We start from the raw sequence: 19,616 nt of genomic DNA on the forward strand, positions 1-19,616 counted from the left end.
TAGTTAAAATGAAAACCAATAGATTAAAAATCAGCGTAATAGCTTTGGCAAGTTTGCTGTTTTTAGGTGCATGCAGCACCTCTCGGCAGGCGGCATTCCGCGATGATGTCTATAACAATAATACCCGGGCAGTGGAAGAAAGCTACCAAAGCCCCGATTATTATTATGACGAAGGCGCTGCGCAAGAAGAGCAGTATGCCGAAGAGGGCTATTACGAAGACGGATATACGGATGATGGTTATTCCAACGATTACTATGCCGATGACTATAGTGACAGTGAATACGCCAACCGGATCAATCGCTTTTATTACAATACGCCAGGCATGGGTTACTATGATCCCTGGTTTGATCCGTGGTACGGAATGAACTCGTTTTACGGCTCCGGTTGGGGTTGGAATAGCGGGTGGAGTCTCGGCTTCGGCTGGGGTGGTGGTTTCGGTTGGGGTGGTGGTTGGGGCCTCGGTTGGGGCAGCAGCTGGTACAATCCCTACTACGGCGGTTACTGGGGCTGGGGATCGCCCTACTATGGCAGAGGTTTCGGTGGCCCATATGCGTACAACCGTTGGGGTTGGGGCGGCGGATGGGGTGGTTATTATCCCGGCGGTGGCATTATTATAGACAATCGCCGCATGGCTGTCCGTTCCTCATCACGTGACCGGATGAATACCCGTACTTCCCGCTCTTCGTCGCGGAGTGCTACGCGCACGGCAATTTCAAGAGATGCCAGTGGACGCATTTCCACACGCACGGTAGCGGCACGAGGCAGTGAAGACTCGAATGTAAGGAGCGGCACACGTGCATCCGGTACGCGCGAAGGAGTTCGTCCGAGCGCTACACGCGGCTCGCGTAACACCGAAGGTGTACGGAGCGGTACTACGCGGAGACCCGCCGGTCAAACCGTGAGACCGTCATCCGGTACTTCTCGGAGGCCTTCAGAAGGAGTTCGTCCGTCATCTACCCGCCGCCCATCAGGTAGCAGCGCACGCCCTGCACGGCCTTCTTCTTCGCGGCCAAGCGCAACGCCGTCCCGTCCTTCGAGACCAAGTAGCGCAGCACCCCGTTCTTCTGGAAGCAGCTCACGTGGTTCGTCGGTATCGCCTCCTTCAAGATCTTCGGGCTCAAGTGGAAGCAGTAGCCGTGGAAGCAGCGGAAGCAGTGGAAGTAGCCGCGGAAGCAGCGGCAGAGGCCGTTGATAGTTAGTTATTAGCACATTTGACCCAAGGGCCAACTAAATTCTATTCTTGACGGGGCATTTCCCAGAACTGTAATTTAGTTGGCTTTTTCATAAACTTAGTTCGAACCCCTATGAATATGTATATAAAAAAAATAGCACTGTCAGCGCTGTTGCTAAGTGTATGTTGTATAGCTGCACAAGCCCAGTATTTACAAGACGTCCTTCGTTTCTCACAGCCTGAACAGGGTGCAACAGCACGGTTTAAAGGACTAGGGAATGCCCAGACTGCTTTGGGAGGCGACTTAAGCTCCATCTCGGGCAATCCGGCCGGTTTAGGTTTTTTCGGCCAATCAGATATCAGCATCTCCCTAGACTATTCCAATGACCTGAATAAGGCAGGTTACTTCGGCACCAACAGCCAAAATTCCGTGGACAAATTAGGTTTTAACCAAGCAGGCGTCGTATTTCATATCCCTGCCCGTAGAGCGAGGGGAAGTAACCTTACATCGGGCTGGCTTAATTTCAACATCGGCATAGGATATAGCAAAACCAATAATTTCAACACGACCGTTGGCTATACTGGTGAAAACCCCTCATCCACATTTGCACACTTTTTATCGGATGAAATCGACCTTTTCGATTCAAATCTAGGTCAGTTTGGATACGACAGTTACCTTGTTGATTTCAATGGAATGGACCCAGACAACACCTACCACTATCCTATTGCAGTAGAAGGTGGAAATTCTCAACAAAATGCGTTCACCAATACAGGATCGCAATCGGAAACCAACATTTCTTTTGGCGCCAATTATAGTAATAAATTTTATGTGGGGGCGTCGATCGGCTTTGCTGCTTTCAATTACAATTCAAAACAGTTGTTCAAAGAATTTGGTTATACGAAAAACGTGGGAGAAATCTTCCCGGACAATCCTGACTCCGAATTTCTCGACGAAACATCAGATGCTTATGACATTCTGAATGCAGAATACGATTTGGTATACGATTACGATCAAATCACTCGCGGCCGTGGTGTAAATGCGAAGTTAGGCTTCATTTACAAGCCCGTTCCCCAGGTTAATATCGGGATATCCGCCACCACCCCTACTTGGTATAACGTGACGGATGATGCCCAAGAATTGCTTGATGTATACTATTACGACAATGCAGATGCCACCGATCCTTTTTTTGAATATTTGTCCAATGAAGACGATGGTTCTTATTATCTCGAATATAAACTACGCACTCCTTACCGGCTGAATGGCGGTGTTTCCGCAATATTCGGGCAAGGGCTGATCAGTGCTGATGTGGAATATGTGGATTATACAAGCATGCACTTTTCTGCGAGCGATGCATTGGGATTAGACGAAAAAACGCGCATCGACCAAGACATGACCGACGGTGTCGCCAATACCTATAAGGGTTCGGTAAACGTCCGTGTAGGGGGCGAATACGTGTTGGCCGACGGCCTATTAGTTCGTGCAGGTTACGGGCATAATGGCTCGCCATATAAAAACCAAAGCCTCACTACGCAAACCGTATCAGGGGGTCTGGGCTATCGCGTTAACAATATGTATATCGACCTCACGTACCAACACTTTTCACAATCGTTTGATAGCAGCCCATATACGGTAGACGAATGGTGGGGAGCCGACGTTACGACGCCGGTAGCCGCAATAACGAACAGTCGCAGTAGTGTGTTCCTCACATTGGGCGTAAAATTTTAACATCAACAGTTAGTTTGAACAATAACATAAAGCGGGCGGTAGTTATCAACTACCGCCCGCTTTGCGTAAATAAATCCGCGTTTTAAATTGCGCTGCTACGCCTTATTCACAAAGGCCCGAAGCATCCAGTTTTGCTTTTCATTGAACTGCATGAACGCGTTGATCATGTCATTGGTGCCTTCATCGTCCGCTGCCGAGGTAATTTCAAGCAAGTCACGCTGCATGGCGATTAGTGCCTCCAGGTCGTCGATTATTGCCTTTACCATATCAATATCCTTCATACCGATCGTGTCGATTTCCCCGATTTCGGAATGCTCCACATAATCCTTGAATGTACTAAAAGGAGATTTCCCCAAGGTAAGGATACGCTCTGCCAATTCATCGATGGTGGTCAATGCATTGGTATACAACTCTTCAAACTTCGCGTGTAACGTAAAGAAATGGTTGCCGCGCACATTCCAATGGCATCCCCTCAATTTCTGATAATGGATATGGTAATTGGCCAGCAGGTCATTCAAGTGGTCAACAACAGGTCTTAACTTTTTTTCCTCTAAACTGATTGCTTTTGGGTTCATGATGTTAAAATTTATATGTCCGCTGATAAAACAGCGTAAGCTACAAAAAGTTTACATCGGCGTCATGATGTACGTTTTTTTCTGACAAATAAATTATAGTTCACATGCTTCTCCACATAGATTTCCTCACCAATGTCGATAAAGCCATCAAGTGCAACAGCATCGTACCACTTACCTTCAATTTCTACCTTTCCCGATGGGCGGAGTACAGTCTTGGCTACCCCCTCCTTATTCACCAACGCCTGGTCAGTCGGGGAGGATGTATAACCTTCCGTCGAACGTTGCTCATCCTGCAAAACAAGGCGTTTGAATGCCCGTGTATTGAGCAGACTCTTACCGAAAATCACCATCAATATGGTTGCCAACACTACCGAGGCAATGACCAATAGAAATGAATTGAACAACATACCCGGTTCAGCTATCGAAAAATTAAAATAATCATTGACCACCATACTGAAGGCCAGCCCACAGACCAAACAAATAATGCCCAATATACCCGCTACTCCAAATCCCGGAATAACGAATAGTTCCAATAGGATCAATACAATACCCGCTACAAAGAGGGCTATCTCCCAATTATCGGCGAGTCCCTGGATGTACAAGGGCGCAAAAAACAGCACGGCAGCGATGATGGCCACTACCAACGCAAATCCGATCCCTGGCGTTTGCATCTCAAAATAGATTCCGCCGATGATGAGCAGTATGAGTATTCCGCTGACCGCCGGATTGATGAGAAACGATATAATCTGATCGATGATTGTTACCCGATGTGTCGTGATATCGGAATTACTGATACCTTCGGCAGTCAACACATCGGCAATGGTCGACGCTTCTGCCTCCGCCAATTGGATCTTCACCGCTTCGGCGGATGTCAGGGTCAGGATTTTACCCGTGGGCTTGATATTGGGCAAATCCACATCGCCATCCACAAATGCCTCGGCAACCTTGGGATCGCGTCCCTTGGCTTCCGCCGTTGCTCGCATCAATCCGCGCATATAAGACTGGTGTTTCTCAGGAAGCACCTGGCCGGACTGGTCCACCACACTGGCAGCGCCAATACTGGATCCCTTACTCATATAGATACGATCCGCCGCCAACGATATCAGGGCACCTGCAGATGCTGCATTGTGGTTGATGAAAACAACGGTTTCCAAAGGCGAATCCAATATCCGGCTACGGATCGAATCGGCAAAGTTGACCATTCCTCCGAAGGTATTCATTTCAATAAGCATCAGATCTACCTTAGCAGCCTCCGCCTGGGAATACGCGTTCTTTACCGTCCGCCAAGCACTGGGCCCGATATCTTCCTTTAAATCAAATCGGTAAACCTGCTGCGCCTGCACGACCGATACAGCCAGCATCAAACAGGCTACGACCGCCGATAGCATCAACAGCTTCTTTTGTGGTATTTTTTTATGCATATCATTCAAATCGTTATATTTTTGAAGCCAGTAACGGCGAATGGATAAATATACATTAAAAACCGCATTCAGAAAAAGTTTTTTGGGCATCGTATGGCGGATTGAGGCCGATATGGCCAACAACATACTGGCCATAGAAACTCGCGATGAAGCCACCGGCAACCCATCGTTTTCCGTTTTTGATTACACGACCGGCACATCGCTTGTCCATGAGCGGCCTTATGGCGACCGCAATTGGGCCTTGGCCGGAACCACGGACAGGAAGCTGATCGTGCGGGCATTCGGCCAGAATAGCCCCGACAGCGCTGGGATAGCCTGCATAGATGCGACAACCGGTGAGCTCCTATGGGAGCAATTCAACTACATGCTGGTGGGCATAGGTGACCAGCAACTCACTGTACGGCATCGGAATTTTGCAAGTGGTTATGAACAACGCATCGATATCCATACCGGAAATTTAACACAAGTCGATCAACCGACGGACAAACCTGCGGAATTAGCTATCGTCTTACCTCAACGGCATATCGGTAATGTGCCTGCGTTGCTCGCAAACTATGAGATACACGGTGATATATTCTGCTGTCCGATCGGATCAAAACAGGTGTGGGCATTTCATGAAGTAACACACCAAAAATACCGCGTAAGACTGGTCATATCCAACGGTTTAAATATCTTGTCCGAGGAGGTTGTTTTAACGAATCTGGCACACATGATTCCCGAACTGTTCTTTGCTATTGACAGGCAGCTTTTCTTAGTCAGCGATAATAAACGGGAAATTGTATCGTATTTAGTATAATTGCAACGAATTTTAAACATGGACATCACATATCGGACCTACTTATATCGTGCATCTTTTTTCGCAGCCATGCTGATAGGCTGTTGCACCCAGTCATTGAAAGCAGCCTCAACCCCATTGGATTCCATCGGTGTGGAGTATGAAGACGGCAGGAAAATCATTATCCATCAATTGGAAGCCAAGGAAACCTACTATGGGTTGAGCCGGAAATACCACGTATCCGTGAAAAACATCATCGCGGCCAACAGGAATAAAGCATTAAAAATCGGAGACACCGTACGCATACCTGCTGAAACCATGAGTGTCGCCGCAAATACAAGTACGACGACCACGGCGCAGCAACCCACCGCCCCGCCACCAACATTGGCTCAAGATGAATATACATCCTATAAGGTGGGGAAAGGCGAAACATTGTTTACCATTTCCAAGCGTTTCATCATCTCTGTCGAGAGCATCAAAAGGGCAAACGGACTTGCCAACGACTCGATTAAAGTAGGCGCCATTCTCAAAATACCCCATGAGGAGCTACCCCCGCCGCCTGTCACAGCAAACGAAATCATCCTTACGGATACCACAACCAACGACGAGGCCGATGTAGAAATCCCCGCCAATCGGTATGGCATCCGGGAGATGACAGAAAAGGGCATCGGGGTGTGGATAGACGATTTGAACCAGGAAAGTGGCAGCATGTTGGCGCTGCATAAAACCGCTCCCATCGGCACGGTTATCAAAATCACGAATCCCATGACCCAGCGCATAACGTTTGCTAAAGTCGTTGGTAAATTCGCGGATACTGCTGAAACCCAAAACGCCATCATTGTCATTTCCAAATCGGCCGCATCGCTAATTGGCGTGCTAGACAGGCGTTTTCAGGTAGAAATAGCCTATGGTGCGCCCAATGAAGAAAACTAACCCCCCCTTCGTAATTGGCATTGCCGGAAGCAGCGGATCGGGAAAGACTTTTTTTCTAAAACGCTTTCTTGATCACTTTGCACCGCATGAAGTGGCGCTCATTTCGCAAGACGATTACTATATACCAGCGAATACAAAAACCCAGGAAGAAAACAAACGCTATAATTTCGATCTTCCCACTGCTATCGACCAGTCTGCATTCCAGCGCGACATCAATTTACTTTTCGACGGCCAAACGATATACCGCGAAGAATATACATTCAATAATCCGGCACGGAAGCCAAAAATACTCGAAACCAAACCAGCACCGATTCTGATCGTCGAAGGGTTATTTATTTTTTATTATACAGCGGTCAATGCGTTGCTAAACCACCGCATATTCTTGCATGCGGAAGAGGAAATTGCATTGCAACGACGGTTGAAAAGAGATTTTATAGAACGGGGCTACAATGAAGACGACGTGCGCTATAAGTGGGTAAACCATGTGATGCCCGCTTACCGGCAATACTTACTGCCTTTCCGGGACCAATGCGACCGCATCATCATCAACAACACAGATGATCCAGCCCCCATCATCACCATCACCAATGAAATATCTGCCGAATTGCGGGCCTTGGTTTCCACGTCGTAACCCGGTCTTATAAATCCATTTCGGGCACGTGAACAGGTGCAAAGAATTTGCCCGCTGTAGCATTTCTTATTTCATCAACACTGATGCCCGGCGCCCGTTCCAACAGGTGAAAACCACCATTTTCAGCATCTACCTCAAAGACGGCCAGTTCCGTAACGATCTTACGGATACACCGTACACCCGTTAGGGGCAACGTGCATTGACGAAGCAACTTACTTTCGCCCGCTTTGTTTACCTGCTGCATGGCGACAATGATATTTTTAGCGGAGGCCACCAAATCCATTGCTCCACCCATACCTTTCACCAGCTTTCCCGGGATTTTCCAATTGGCGATGTCACCGTATTCAGATACTTCCATCGCACCGAGAATGGTTAAGTCTACTTTTTGGGATCTGATCATTCCAAAACTCATGGCCGAATCAAATATGGCCGATCCCGGCAACATGGTAATGGTCTGCTTGCCAGCATTGATCAAATCGGCATCTTCTTCGCCTGCATGGGGAAATGGCCCCATGCCCAACAGGCCATTCTCGGATTGGAGCACTACATTGATGTTTTCAGGGATATAATTGGCAACCAATGTAGGTATCCCAATCCCCAAATTTACATAGTAGCCGTCTTTTATTTCCTTTGCAATTCGCTTCGCTATTCCGTTTTTGTCTAACATGTTATCCGATTTAATGACCACGTACAGTCCGTTGCTCGATACGCTTCTCGTAATTCGTCCCTTGAAAGATCCGATGCACATAGATTCCGGGAGTATGGATATGGTCGGGATCAAGCGCTCCCACGGGTACCAACTCTTCCACTTCGGCAATGGTGATTTTGCCGGCCATGGCCATAACCGGATTGAAATTACGCGCGGTCTGCCGGTAAACGAGGTTTCCTGCCGTATCGCCTTTCCAAGCCTTAACGATAGCAAAATCGGCATCGAAGGCCATTTCCATCAAATAATCCTTACCTCCGAAATTGCGTACTTCCTTTCCCTCAGCTACCTCTGTTCCCACACCAGCGGGTGTAAAAATAGCGGGCATTCCATAGCCTGCTGCCATGCAGCGAGTGGCCAGCGTGCCCTGCGGCACCAATTCCACTTCCAACTCACCGGTGAGTAGCTGCCGTTCAAACTCTGCATTCTCCCCCACATAGGAGGCAATCATTTTCTTCACCTGCCGCTTCCTAAGCATGAGCCCGATGCCGAAGTCATCCACACCGGCATTGTTCGAAATACACGTCAAACCAGAAATCCCCCGTGCAACAATTTCACGGATGCAATTTTCCGGGATACCACATAGACCGAACCCACCCAGCATAAGTGTCATCCCATCGGTTATGCCCGCAATAGCGGCTCCGGCATCTGTCACTACTTTATTGATCATACGCGCTTTAAAATTGGTCCTTCCCTATAAATCGGGATGCCGACAAGGTACAAAAGTTGCGATAATCCTACAAGTTGAAATGATGGAAACACGAAACTTCGCGCACTTAATTGGAATTTTTCTAAATAAAAATATTACCTTTGCAGCGCAATGTGTGAGGAATATCCTTTTTTTAGCATAGACCAGTTGCCCTGCTCACGGCCTTATGCTACCGACCCGCAAAATTTCAAAGGACTGAACCCCTACAGTGAGGGCTGTGGCTGTGATTTCAAAAAATGCTGCAAGAAATATAAACGTGGCAAACGGTGCGGGAAATGCCCAAAACGTTAGCGTTCCACAAAGTCCAAATCCCGGCTAAAACTTTCTTTCAATTGGCTAAGCGCAAATATGGCAATACCTGTAAGCAAGAACACCATGAGGTAAGCGGCCGTGATAATATCGGTACGCCTCACGAAAAATTCAAACAATAAGGTCGATGGTATCAACGCTCCGCGTACGAAGTTTGGCGCGGTTGTCGTTACGGTAGCCCGGAGGTTGGTGCCGAATTGTTCAGAAGCAATGGTCACAAAGGTAGCCCAATAGCCGATGGCAATCCCCATAAAGAAGGCTATCCAATGGAAACGTTGTTCGGTAAGCCCATCGCTGCCCAGGTACCATATCGACGAGACGATGATCAATCCTTGAAAAATAAATACGGCCAGCCTACGTGATTTGGTGATTTGGGCAAACAAGCCTGCGAGCACATCACCCAATGAAAGCCCTAGATAGGTAAATAGGATCCCTTTTCCGGCGCTCAGCGTTATCGGCGCATTCAGCGCATGGCCAAATTCAGGTGCCTGCGTGATCAGTATCCCTACAACAAACCAGATTGGCAATCCGATCAACAGGCAATATACATACCGTTTAAAGCGTTTTCGATTCGTAAACAACATACTGAATTTCCCTTTTTCAATCGACTTACCCGCCACGTCTTTGAACATGCCCGACTCAAACGTTCCGATCCGCAAGACCAGTAACAGCAACCCCATTCCGCCACCCACAAAATAGGCACTGCGCCAATCGAAAAATTCGGAAACATAATATGCGGCAATAGCCCCTAATACCCCTACCGAGGCCACGACCATGGTACCATAGCCCCGCTTGTTTTTGCTCATCGTCTCACTTACCAAGGTGATACCTGCTCCCAACTCGCCTGCTAGGCCTATTCCTGCGATAAAACGGATGATGGCATAGGAATGGATGTCGGTCACCAATCCATTAGCGATATTGGCGAGCGAATACATGAGGATGGATCCAAACAACACCTTGATGCGGCCAAATTTGTCGCCCAATATTCCCCATAATAAACCACCGAGCAGTAATCCACCCATTTGCATATTAAGCACATATTCACCATCTACTCGCATTTCGGATTCGGGGATACCGATATCGTGGAAACTCTGTACCCGAACGATGGAAAAAATGACAAGATCATAAATATCAACAAAATAGCCCAGTGCGGCTACGATCACCAGCAGCCAAACGTTTTTGGTTGTGGAGGGGTTTTCCTTGGTCATTGCTTGCTAAATTACCGCGTAAAAATAGCGTTTTAATCGAAAGCCGACACGTCGACGTCCAAGAATTTTCCGTCTTTCAAAATTTGTGGTTATCTTAGTAGTCGTATGCAACTATCGGAGAACGTATTGAAATGGGTCATGCGGTTGTATCCGCCTTTTTTTTTCCAGCGGATCTGGGTCCGTCGGTTCGAGAAGGGTTTTACCGCTGTAGAGGTTAAAATCAACCGGAGTTTACTAAACCGCAACTACAACGCTTCCATTTTTGGAGGTACCATCTTCGCGGCGGCGGACCCATTCTATGCGCTGATGTTTGATCAGATTCTCCAGCGAAAGGGCTTCAATACGGTAGTTTGGCTCAAAAGCGCGGCCATCCAATACATCAAGCCGGGGCGAACGGCGCTATTTTTCCATATTTCGCTGAATGACCAAGAAATACAGGAAGTCGAAACAGCGTTAATTGAACACGGCAGGTTTGTGAAAACCTATCCCATGACCATTGTCAATACAAATGGGGAAACCTGTGCAATCATGCAAAATGAAGTCTACATCAAGGATGTCCGACACCAACGAGCAAAACAAGCAACGAATACGTTATAACCGGAGTATCAGGCGTGACGATCAAAACATTGATATTACAAGGAGAAGGCGAGCAGCTCGACTTTAAAAACAGAATCAGTAGTTGCGAAAAAATCGCCAAGACATTAGTTGCCTTTGCCAACAGCAAAGGCGGCAAATTATTGGTAGGCGTTGCCGACAATGGTTACATCAATGGTGTAAAAAGCGAAGATGAAGAAAAATATATGCTGCAACGCGCTGGCCATCTGTATTGCCGCCCGGCTCTCGAACTCCATTTCGAGGAAATCTACGTGGATGACAAACTGGTGCTGATCGCGGAGGTTGCACAAAGTGACACCAAGCCACACTATGCGCTCGGCGAGGATCACAAATGGTGGGTTTATGTACGCGTGCATGACAAAAGCCGATTAGCGGGCAAGGTTGCCGTGGATGTATTGCACAGAAGCAGCCTGCCTGAAGGCGTACTGATCAATTATACCGACAAAGAAAAAGAATTATTGGCATATGTGCACCACCACGCTAAAACGCAATTACCGGAGCTGTGCAAGCACCTCAAACTATCCCGTCGTAAGACACAACGGATCCTCGTCAATCTCATCGTTGCAGGCGTCCTTGAGGTGCATAGCGGTAACCGCGAGGAATATTATACCGAGAAAACGACATAGATACTTATAGTTTCCCTATCTTTGTAAGCCAACAACATCAATGAAACATGAAGAAGATCATATTTCTAGCCAGCGCTACCCTACTGCTTTTTGCTGCGTGCAATAATGACGGCAACGATGCCAGCGAAATTGAGCGCCTCCGCGAAGAAGCCATTGCGATCCATGATGAAATCATGCCCCAGATCAGCGCGTTCGACCGGAATACGGTAAAAATAGATTCCTTACTGCTTAATTTACCCCAGTTGAAGGAAGCATATCCGGATATGGACACGACCCAAACCCGTGCAGATCTGTCGGGGCTTAAAAGCCAGCTGGAACAGGCAACCAATTCCATGATGGACTGGATGACGGAGTTCGAAGTAGATCCGCAGGATAAATCTACCGCCGAAATCAAGGCCTATTATGAGGAAGAGGTCGAGAAAGTAAAGGATATGAAGCAACTTTTTGAAGCAGCATCGAAATCAAGTACCGATAAGCTGGCCCAATTCTGACAAACCATGCGCATTGCTCCCCTAGTAGGTGCTTGTTTGCTCGGCCTGATGGCCGGATGTAAGCAGAAATCCCACAACTCACTCCCTATTTTAGGCCATCGTGAGCCGGTTACCAAAGTGATTGATGGCAACACGGTCACCGACACCTTATACCATAGCATACCGGATTTTCAGCTGCTCAATCAAGACAGTGTTCTTATTGACAACCACACGTTTGACAACGGCGTGTACATTGCTAACTTCTTTTTTACCCATTGTCCCAGCATCTGCCCGATCATGCAACGTAACCTGTTAAAGGTTTACGAGAAATACAAAGGTGACGAGCGGGTCCGATTTCTCTCGCACAGTATAGACTTCCGCCATGACTCGCCTGCTGTACTGAAAACCTACGCAGAAAAACTCGGTGTCACGAACGATCAATGGCAGTTCGTAACCGGCAGCAAGGCCGATATTTATAACCTATCTGACAGCTACATGGTTTATACGAAAGAAGACAGTAGCGCTCCGGGAGGATACGATCATTCGGGTCATTTCCTATTGGTTGATCAAGACAAGCATATTCGCGGAGCCTATGACGGTACGGACGATACGCAAATCCAGTTGTTGTTTGATGATCTGGAAATCCTGCTGAAGGAATATGAATAATGCGAAACCACTATTTGTATACATGCGCGGCTCTATTATCGTTGTACCTAGTTTTCCATTCGTGCCAGCATGAACAAGCCATCCGTACCGCTCAATACGCGGTAAACGGCCAGAAATTATATGTAGCCAATTGCCAGAATTGCCACGGCACCAAGGGTGAAGGTTTGGGCGGATTATACCCACCATTGACGGACAGCTTGTTCCTCAATACCCATCGGGAGCAGCTTGCCTGTATGGTCAAAAATGGCTTGTCGGGTCCCATCGAGGTAAACGGGCAGGTGTTTGACACGGAGATGCCCGCCAACCCAGCACTTGCTCCCATAGAAATCGCTTACCTACTTACCTATATCGGAAATTCATTCGGAAACACGATGGGCATTTTTTCGCTAGAAGAGATACAGGCCGCGTTGGCAGCCTGTGAAGCGGACAACCGATAAAATAAGTTGCTTACCTTACCAAGTCCTGGAATAAACGTTCGAGGGTTTGCTCCGCCATCTCGCAAAGTCCCGGATGTACCGGAGAGGTCTGGATAACGGAGCTCCGTTTGGCGGTGAGCCAGCGAAAGCGCTCCGCCAAGGGTAGCATCGCCAGAGGTCCCCCCTCCCGTTCACCCTTACATATCAAATGGAAAGCCCGAAGGTATTCATCCAGCTCATCGATATCAGCGATGGAAGGAAAAACACGCAACCTATCGTCTAATGTGTATCGCATATCCAGAAAGCGCTGTCCGCGACAATACAACACCACCCCTACGTTTAGGAATTCTTCGCGTTCCACCTTAGGAACCACGCGGATGGTCGCATACTCAAATAATTCTCGCTCTCGCATCTTGCGCCGCTTTAACAAAACCCTCCGATGCGGTAACGCGCATCTCCAAAAATTGCCGATATACCGTCCGCGCTTCGGCGGGTGATTGCCCTTCCGTCAACCACTCATCCGGCACCAATTGGACGATACGGTCGATTACTGATGCGGTCAACTTGGTCTTCAGTTGGGCATCGGCCTGTTCCAACGCCGAGGCCCATGGGAGCAACACATGGTCCTTTACTTGCATGAACGGCTTGATAGCCTGTTCCTCCCAATTTTCCCAAGAATGATGGAAGTACAGTGCCGCGCCATGATCGATGAGCCACAATTCTTTGTGCCACATCAACATGTTGGTGTTTCTCGCTGTTCGGTCTACATTGGTTAACAAACAATCCAACCACACAATCTGGGAGGCCAACTCAGCATCCAGCTTGGTGAGCACCGGATCAAAGGTAAAAGCTCCCGACAGGTAGTGCAGTGCCAGGTTGAGACCGGTACTTGCTCGTAATAAATCTTGGATCTCTTCGTCCGGTTCGGTCCGACCGAAGGCCTCGTCAAGTTGTGCAAACACGATTTCCGGAACCCTTAAGCCCAATGCGCGAGCAATCTCGCCACCAAGTAGTTCAGCAATCAATGCTTTGCTTCCCTGACCTGCCCCCCTGAATTTGAGTGCATACAGAAAGCCGTCATCAGCCGCAGCAATGGCCGGCAGCGATCCGCCTTCGCGCAGTGGCGTCACGTAGCGCGTCACCTGTACCGTTCGTATTGTTGAGTTATCCACGCCCAAAGATATTCAATTTGAAAATGTATCAATTTGAAAATTTGAAAATTAGCGCAAATCATCAAATCGGCAAATCTTTTTATATTAATCACTATTTTTACGTAAATTTGTGTATTATGGACTATAAGGATATCATTACGATTGAACCTGGAAAACGAAACGGCAAGCCATGCATACGGGGCATGCGAATCACCGTTTACGATGTGCTGGGATACTTGGCTTCAGGGATGTCGACGGAAGAAGTCTTGGACGATTTCCCAGAATTAACGAAGGAGGATATCCTGGCTTGTCTGAGTTATGCGTCTGATGCGGAAAAGCACACCCGGTTGCTTAAAATCGCATGAAATTTCTGATTGACAACAACACCTATCCTATAAATTGGCTGGTCATTTCTCCGCAGATTTCCCGGATTCAGCACATGTCAGAACGGCGTTGTCCGTCCAGGCCGACGACGGCAAAATCTGGCGGCATGCACACCGAAACGACTATGTGATCCTTACCGAGGATAATGACTTCGATGAATTCACACAGTTGTATGGATGCCCGCCCAAAGTTGTTCATTTGGTTTGTGGTAACCGAACCACGTCTTTTATTGCGGATCTGGTCTTAGCCCACAAAAAGGAGATTATTGATTTCGGAACAACAGATTCTGAAAGCTGTCTACTGAAAATCGTAGGTTAACCGTATCCGCCTGGCTATCATTCGTGGGCAAACGTTCGGATAATATACAAAACGTCGTTGAACTCTTAATTCGCATAAATCGCTATTTTTAGCTAAGTTTGCCAATAACATGGATACATCAACACAATACGACCGCATTGTTAAACATTGCCAACAATTATTCACAAAAAAGACAGCCGACTACGGCACCGCATGGCGCATCATGCGACTGCCCTCCATTACAGACCAACTCTATATCAAAGCACAGCGTATCCGCACCCTGGAAGATAAGAAAGTATCCAAGGTGGGCGAAGGGGTTACCGAAGAATATGTAGCGATTGTTAATTACTGTGTGATTGCCGTCATGCAGCTGGAAATGGGATTACAGGGCGACGACAATTTACCCATTGCGACCGTTGGGCAAAAATACGACCAAGTGATCCAGGAAACCAAAGAACTGATGTTTGCCAAAAACCATGACTATGGTGAAGCGTGGCGAGACATGCGGCTTACCTCGCTCACCGACCTGATTTTGACGAAAATCTACCGAGTAAAACAAATCGAGGATAACCAAGGGGCAACCATGGTTTCCGAAGGCGTAAAAGCGAACTATCAGGACATGCTCAACTACGCCATCTTTGCGCTCATCAAACTTGGAATCGCTGACAGCAAATCCTAACGGCACACCACAGATGCATACTCCCAACAATCCCCAAACACGCTCCAATTATTTATTGGGATTTTCCAGGTTGATTACCGGCCTGCTATTTATTTTTTCAGGGCTCATCAAGGCAAATGACCCCACCGGATTTGGCTATAAGCTGGAAGAATATTTCCATGTATTTGGCACCCATTTTCTCAATGATTATTCGGTAACCATTGCGGTAGCTATTTGTGGATTGGAAATCTTGCTTGGCGCATTGCTATTGCTCGGTTTCTGGAAGCGGATGGTTGCATGGGGCTTGCTACTGCTCATTTTATTTTTCACCTTTCTTACCTTCTATTCTGCCTTTTTTGAAGTAGTTACCTCCTGCGGATGTTTCGGTGACGCCATACCGCTTACGCCTTGGCAGTCGTTTACCAAAGATTTGGTGTTATTGGCACTAATTCTTGTGATCTTCGTCAATAGAGCGCAAATCCGACCCGTCATCTCCAATGTGGCGACACAATCGGTCATCACCATCGCATTGATCGTCCTTTCGTTGGGCATAGGTATCTATACGGTCAATTTTTTGCCATTCATCGATTTCCTGCCGTACAAGAAAGGCAATAATCTCCCCAAGCTCATGACGCTGCCGGAAGGGGAAGTCGGCGATCAGTATGAAGTTATTTACACCCTCAAGCATAAAACATCCGCCGAGCAAAAGAAAGTATCCGACAAGACCTATCTTTCGGATGAGCTTTGGAAAGATGAACAATGGGAAATCATCGGCGAGCCGGAGAGCAGGCTGGTCAAAAAGGGCTACCAGATTCCGATTCCGGATTTGTTGATTACCGATGCCAATGGCGATGATTTCACCCAGCAACTCATCGAAAACCCCTATTATAATTTAGTGGTTGTCGCGTGGGATCTGGATAAGACAAACCGCGAGGCCTTGCAGCGCATCAATGCGTTGGTGATGAATGCCGCTGAAGCATACAACATCCGAGCCATATTACTTACCGCAGGAAGTACACAAGACGCCGAGCGGATCAGCAATGAACTCGATTTATTGACGGAAATCTTTTATGCCGATGCGGTACCGCTAAAAAGTATGGTGCGCGCCAATCCTGGTGTCTTATTGCTGCAAAATGGTATAGTCATCGACAAGTGGCATTACAATACGCTGCCTGATTTCGACTCCTTGGACAAACGTTATTTTGGAAAGGCTTACGAAAATGAATAACCGCAAACCGATTTTCCTAGTTGGCTTCATGGGCAGTGGCAAAACCACCTGGGGACGCAAGCTTGCTCAAAAAACCGAGCGGTCCTTTATCGATCTGGATGACGAAATCACCACGGAAGCGGGCATGACCATTGCAGACTATTTTTTGTGCCACGGGGAAACGGCTTTCAGGGAATTGGAAAGCCGCGTATTAAAACAGCTGCCATTGGAACAACCGGCCATCGTCTCTACCGGTGGCGGCACACCCTGCTATTTCGATAACATGGCATGGATGAATAAAGCCGGAAAAACCATCTACCTCTATTTGCCCCCAAAAGCGTTGTGGAATAGGCTCATGCAAACCGATATCACCTCGCGCCCAGCGCTTAAGGGGCTATCGGGCATTGAACTATTGAACGACATCACGTCAAAACTCGCCGACAGGACTCCGCATTATGAACAGGCTACACACGTGGTCGACCAGCTATCCCTGCAATTGGAAGACTTGGTCAACTTAGTCGGTTGAATTTTTTCTTACAAATCGCTATCTTTATACCGATTTTACCGTTGATTTATTAGCAAAAGCATCCTATTTTATGGTTCGGCGCGTTATCCCGCTCTTGATATCCGGTCTGATTTCAACACTTGCGGTTTCCTGCTTGCCTTCAGGTATTGGTGGTGGCGAATACCGATACGCGGCTAATGAAATAAAACTATCCTCCGTAGATCAACTATACCGGTTTCTCACGTATACCGAAAAGCGCTACCCCCTGGTCAGCGCACATCGTGGCGGACCGGCACCGGGATTCCCTGAAAACGCACTCGAAACGTTCGTAAACAGCAGCCGCCATCAACCGATCATCATCGAATTCGACGTACGCATGACCAAGGATTCCGTGCTTGTACTCATGCACGACGAGACGCTCAATCGCACCACCAACGGTACGGGAAAATTAGCCGAATTAGAATTTTCCGCACTCAAGAAACTCCGATTGAAGGATCCAGACGGTAAGGTCACCACATACCGCATACCCACCTTGGATCAGGCCCTGCAATGGGGAGCGGGCAAAGTGATCTTTACCGTTGACGTGAAACGCGGTGTACCTTATTCCGCTGTCATTGACGCCATCCGCCGCAATCAAGCTCAGCCCTACAGCGTGGTCATTACTTACAATGCAGACCAAGCGGCAGCGGTACACCAATTGGCTCCGGATTTAATGATCTCGGCTTCCATGCGCTCGCCGGACGACCTGGTCCGACTCAGTGACCGCAGCATTCCCGACAACCGGCTTGTTGCATTTGTAGGTACCAGCGAGGTATCCCCCGCTATATACGAATTTCTCCATGGCCACGGTATGCTGTGCATATTAGGTACGACAGGCAACCTGGACAAGCAAGCCGCCGTGCGCGGTGATACGGTGTATACCAGTCTGATAGCACGAGGGGCTGACATCCTATCAACGGATAGGCCCCAAGAAGCAGGCAAAGCGCTAAACGCTTATCGGAAAGCCCACAAACTGACGTCCACGTTCATCAAATGACGAATCTATGTCCATTCAGGTGTCCAATCTTCAAAAATCTTACGGTCGGCAATCGGCGATAAAAGACCTTTCATTCCATGTTGCCCCGGGTAGGATACTCGGTTTTCTTGGGCCCAATGGTGCCGGGAAGTCGACCACCATGAAAATCCTTTCGGGTAGCCTCCCCCCCTCTTCAGGAACAATTTCCGTATGTGGCTTGGATATACAGCGCGCCAGTCTCGCGGTTCGTAGGCGTATCGGTTACTTGCCAGAAGACAACCCGCTCTATCACGATATGTATGTGCGTGAGGCGTTGGCCTTCGTTGCAGGGATTCATGGTATACCCGACAGGCAGACACGGATAAGCGAAGTGATCGCGATGACCGGACTTGCTGCCGAGCAACATAAAAAAATCAACCAGCTATCCAAAGGGTTCCGCCAGCGCGTCGGTTTGGCACAGGCCATCCTGCATGACCCCGACGTATTAATTCTGGACGAGCCGACTTCGGGGCTCGATCCTAATCAATTGCATGATATCCGCACACTAATCAGGGATCTAGGCCAGGAAAGGACCGTCTTGCTTTCTACCCACATCATGCAAGAAGTAGAAGCGATATGCGACGATGTAATTATCATTCATCAAGGCCGAATCATCGCTGATTTTCCGCTTGTTGAACTGGTCGCGAGGTACCCTGATAAGAGCCTGGAAGCGTTATTTATCCGGATTACTACAAACAACTGACCGCATTTCGTTCTGTTTTTAAACAATATGGCACGTTTTATGTTTATTAACCATATAGTTAACCCTATATTAATTTAGTTGATAACAAACATTAAACGAAAAACCATGAAGCGCGTATTTTTATTTTCAGCATTATTTTTGGTAGGTGCGTTCGCCGTGAATGCACAGGAGATCAATAAGCCGCAGACTTCGGCTAATGTAGGCATGACACCCGTACAACAAGGGAATTGGATTGTAGGCGGGAGCTTAGGAAGCCTGGGTTATAGTTTCGAAGGCGAGAATTTCAATATCATGCTAAATCCTCGGGCAGGATATTTTATTTCGGATGGCGTAGCTATAGGCTTGAGCCTTATAGGCTCATTGGCAACCGTCCCCGATGCCGATGACTTGTGGGGCTATGGCGTTGCACCATTTGTACGCTATTATTTTCCAGAGGGGTCCAGCGCCAGTGGCCGTTTCTTTGCACAAGGTGATGTCGGCATTTCTGGCAGTTCACCGGGTTCCGGTGCCTCCTTGGCGTTAGGCGCTAATGTGGGTTATGCCCATTTCATCACCAATAGCGTGGCGCTTGAAGTTACAGCGGGTTATAATTATAGTAAGGCAACCGTCTCGGGATCAACCGGACAAAGTGGGTTGGGAGTCGCTTTAGGCTTCCAAGTATATCTGCCCGGCCAGCGATAGGCGCTTAAACTTAAAACA

General features: G+C 47.9%; 24 protein-coding genes and 1 pseudogene. 18 read left to right on the forward strand and 7 right to left on the reverse strand.

Going from position 1 to position 19,616, the window contains the following annotated elements; genetic code table 11:
* Positions 1-8 precede the first annotated feature (8 nt).
* A complete protein-coding gene (locus tag IEV98_RS24650) occupies positions 9-1,193 on the forward strand; it encodes a hypothetical protein (protein WP_307726862.1) in 1,185 nt (394 codons plus the stop codon).
* A 112-nt stretch (positions 1,194-1,305) separates the two neighbouring features.
* Positions 1,306-2,898 (forward strand): OmpP1/FadL family transporter, encoded by a 1,593-nt coding sequence (locus IEV98_RS15290; protein WP_188506896.1) that lies wholly within the window; start codon positions 1,306-1,308, stop codon positions 2,896-2,898.
* 95 nt (positions 2,899-2,993) lie between these two features.
* On the opposite strand, the gene IEV98_RS15295 is transcribed toward IEV98_RS15290, so the two are convergent.
* Positions 2,994-3,473, reverse strand: coding sequence for a Dps family protein (locus IEV98_RS15295; protein ID WP_188506897.1), 480 nt, complete (start codon positions 3,471-3,473; stop codon positions 2,994-2,996).
* Between the two features lie 62 nt (positions 3,474-3,535).
* The gene (locus IEV98_RS15300; protein ID WP_188506898.1) at positions 3,536-4,894 is read right to left on the reverse strand and encodes an NfeD family protein; all 1,359 of its coding nucleotides are present in this window, start codon (positions 4,892-4,894) and stop codon (positions 3,536-3,538) included.
* A 40-nt stretch (positions 4,895-4,934) separates the two neighbouring features.
* Between IEV98_RS15300 and IEV98_RS15305 the strand changes: the two genes are divergently transcribed.
* The 3 genes from IEV98_RS15305 to IEV98_RS15315 are packed head-to-tail and all read left to right on the forward strand — an operon-like array spanning position 4,935 to position 7,233.
* Positions 4,935-5,690: a DUF4905 domain-containing protein gene (locus IEV98_RS15305; protein ID WP_188506899.1), complete on the forward strand. Its 756-nt coding sequence runs from the start codon at positions 4,935-4,937 to the stop codon at positions 5,688-5,690.
* Between the two features lie 18 nt (positions 5,691-5,708).
* Positions 5,709-6,602: a DPBB and LysM peptidoglycan-binding domain-containing protein gene (locus IEV98_RS15310; protein ID WP_188506900.1), complete on the forward strand. Its 894-nt coding sequence runs from the start codon at positions 5,709-5,711 to the stop codon at positions 6,600-6,602.
* The gene (locus tag IEV98_RS15315) at positions 6,589-7,233 is read left to right on the forward strand and encodes a uridine kinase family protein (RefSeq protein ID WP_188506901.1); all 645 of its coding nucleotides are present in this window, start codon (positions 6,589-6,591) and stop codon (positions 7,231-7,233) included. The genes IEV98_RS15310 and IEV98_RS15315 overlap by 14 nt, the downstream gene beginning before the upstream one ends.
* A 7-nt stretch (positions 7,234-7,240) precedes the next feature.
* Here the strand turns inward: IEV98_RS15315 and IEV98_RS15320 are convergent, their stop codons facing one another.
* From IEV98_RS15320 to IEV98_RS15330, 3 genes are all read right to left on the reverse strand, one after another.
* Positions 7,241-7,900: a 3-oxoacid CoA-transferase subunit B gene (locus IEV98_RS15320; RefSeq protein ID WP_188506902.1), complete on the reverse strand. Its 660-nt coding sequence runs from the start codon at positions 7,898-7,900 to the stop codon at positions 7,241-7,243.
* A gap of 10 nt (positions 7,901-7,910) precedes the next feature.
* The gene (locus IEV98_RS15325; RefSeq protein ID WP_188506903.1) at positions 7,911-8,609 is read right to left on the reverse strand and encodes a CoA transferase subunit A; all 699 of its coding nucleotides are present in this window, start codon (positions 8,607-8,609) and stop codon (positions 7,911-7,913) included.
* A 326-nt stretch (positions 8,610-8,935) separates the two neighbouring features.
* Positions 8,936-10,165: an MFS transporter gene (locus IEV98_RS15330; protein WP_188506904.1), complete on the reverse strand. Its 1,230-nt coding sequence runs from the start codon at positions 10,163-10,165 to the stop codon at positions 8,936-8,938.
* 105 nt (positions 10,166-10,270) lie between these two features.
* On the opposite strand from IEV98_RS15330, the gene IEV98_RS15335 reads away from it, so the two are divergent.
* The 5 genes from IEV98_RS15335 to IEV98_RS15355 are packed head-to-tail and all read left to right on the forward strand — an operon-like array spanning position 10,271 to position 12,979.
* Positions 10,271-10,762: a DUF4442 domain-containing protein gene (locus IEV98_RS15335; RefSeq protein WP_188506905.1), complete on the forward strand. Its 492-nt coding sequence runs from the start codon at positions 10,271-10,273 to the stop codon at positions 10,760-10,762.
* Positions 10,763-10,791: 29 nt separating this feature from the next.
* Positions 10,792-11,406 carry an AlbA family DNA-binding domain-containing protein gene (locus tag IEV98_RS15340; protein ID WP_229738785.1) on the forward strand — a complete coding sequence of 205 codons (615 nt, stop codon included), beginning with the start codon at positions 10,792-10,794 and terminating at the stop codon, positions 11,404-11,406.
* A gap of 47 nt (positions 11,407-11,453) precedes the next feature.
* A complete protein-coding gene (locus IEV98_RS15345; RefSeq protein ID WP_188506907.1) occupies positions 11,454-11,897 on the forward strand; it encodes a membrane lipoprotein lipid attachment site-containing protein in 444 nt (147 codons plus the stop codon).
* A 6-nt stretch (positions 11,898-11,903) separates the two neighbouring features.
* A complete protein-coding gene (locus IEV98_RS15350; RefSeq protein WP_188506908.1) occupies positions 11,904-12,542 on the forward strand; it encodes an SCO family protein in 639 nt (212 codons plus the stop codon).
* A 41-nt stretch (positions 12,543-12,583) separates the two neighbouring features.
* Positions 12,584-12,979: a c-type cytochrome gene (locus tag IEV98_RS15355; protein ID WP_188506909.1), complete on the forward strand. Its 396-nt coding sequence runs from the start codon at positions 12,584-12,586 to the stop codon at positions 12,977-12,979.
* A gap of 10 nt (positions 12,980-12,989) precedes the next feature.
* On the opposite strand, the gene IEV98_RS15360 is transcribed toward IEV98_RS15355, so the two are convergent.
* The gene (locus IEV98_RS15360; protein WP_188506910.1) at positions 12,990-13,370 is read right to left on the reverse strand and encodes a DUF3037 domain-containing protein; all 381 of its coding nucleotides are present in this window, start codon (positions 13,368-13,370) and stop codon (positions 12,990-12,992) included.
* On the reverse strand, positions 13,348-14,136 hold the full coding sequence (locus tag IEV98_RS15365; protein ID WP_188506911.1) for a HipA family kinase: 789 nt from the start codon (positions 14,134-14,136) through the stop codon (positions 13,348-13,350). The genes IEV98_RS15360 and IEV98_RS15365 overlap by 23 nt, the downstream gene beginning before the upstream one ends.
* 110 nt (positions 14,137-14,246) lie before the next feature.
* On the opposite strand from IEV98_RS15365, the gene IEV98_RS15370 reads away from it, so the two are divergent.
* From IEV98_RS15370 to IEV98_RS15405, 8 genes and pseudogenes are all read left to right on the forward strand, one after another.
* Positions 14,247-14,474 carry a DUF433 domain-containing protein gene (locus IEV98_RS15370; protein WP_188506912.1) on the forward strand — a complete coding sequence of 76 codons (228 nt, stop codon included), beginning with the start codon at positions 14,247-14,249 and terminating at the stop codon, positions 14,472-14,474.
* A gap of 28 nt (positions 14,475-14,502) precedes the next feature.
* Positions 14,503-14,811, forward strand: a pseudogene (locus IEV98_RS24740) (DUF5615 family PIN-like protein); the annotation flags it as partial.
* 109 nt (positions 14,812-14,920) lie between these two features.
* The gene (locus tag IEV98_RS15380) at positions 14,921-15,469 is read left to right on the forward strand and encodes a DUF1599 domain-containing protein (RefSeq protein WP_188506914.1); all 549 of its coding nucleotides are present in this window, start codon (positions 14,921-14,923) and stop codon (positions 15,467-15,469) included.
* A gap of 13 nt (positions 15,470-15,482) precedes the next feature.
* Positions 15,483-16,676, forward strand: coding sequence for a BT_3928 family protein (locus IEV98_RS15385; RefSeq protein ID WP_188506915.1), 1,194 nt, complete (start codon positions 15,483-15,485; stop codon positions 16,674-16,676).
* Positions 16,669-17,181 (forward strand): shikimate kinase, encoded by a 513-nt coding sequence (locus tag IEV98_RS15390; protein ID WP_188506916.1) that lies wholly within the window; start codon positions 16,669-16,671, stop codon positions 17,179-17,181. The genes IEV98_RS15385 and IEV98_RS15390 overlap by 8 nt, the downstream gene beginning before the upstream one ends.
* 70 nt (positions 17,182-17,251) lie before the next feature.
* Positions 17,252-18,196, forward strand: a complete 945-nt coding sequence (locus tag IEV98_RS15395; protein ID WP_188506917.1) for a glycerophosphodiester phosphodiesterase family protein — start codon at positions 17,252-17,254, stop codon at positions 18,194-18,196.
* A 7-nt stretch (positions 18,197-18,203) separates the two neighbouring features.
* Positions 18,204-18,917: an ATP-binding cassette domain-containing protein gene (locus tag IEV98_RS15400; RefSeq protein ID WP_188506918.1), complete on the forward strand. Its 714-nt coding sequence runs from the start codon at positions 18,204-18,206 to the stop codon at positions 18,915-18,917.
* 105 nt (positions 18,918-19,022) lie between these two features.
* The gene (locus tag IEV98_RS15405; RefSeq protein ID WP_188506919.1) at positions 19,023-19,598 is read left to right on the forward strand and encodes a hypothetical protein; all 576 of its coding nucleotides are present in this window, start codon (positions 19,023-19,025) and stop codon (positions 19,596-19,598) included.
* Positions 19,599-19,616: the final 18 nt, after the last annotated feature.

The organism is Parapedobacter pyrenivorans, from assembly GCF_014636865.1.
GTDB classification, from domain to species: domain Bacteria; phylum Bacteroidota; class Bacteroidia; order Sphingobacteriales; family Sphingobacteriaceae; genus Parapedobacter; species Parapedobacter pyrenivorans.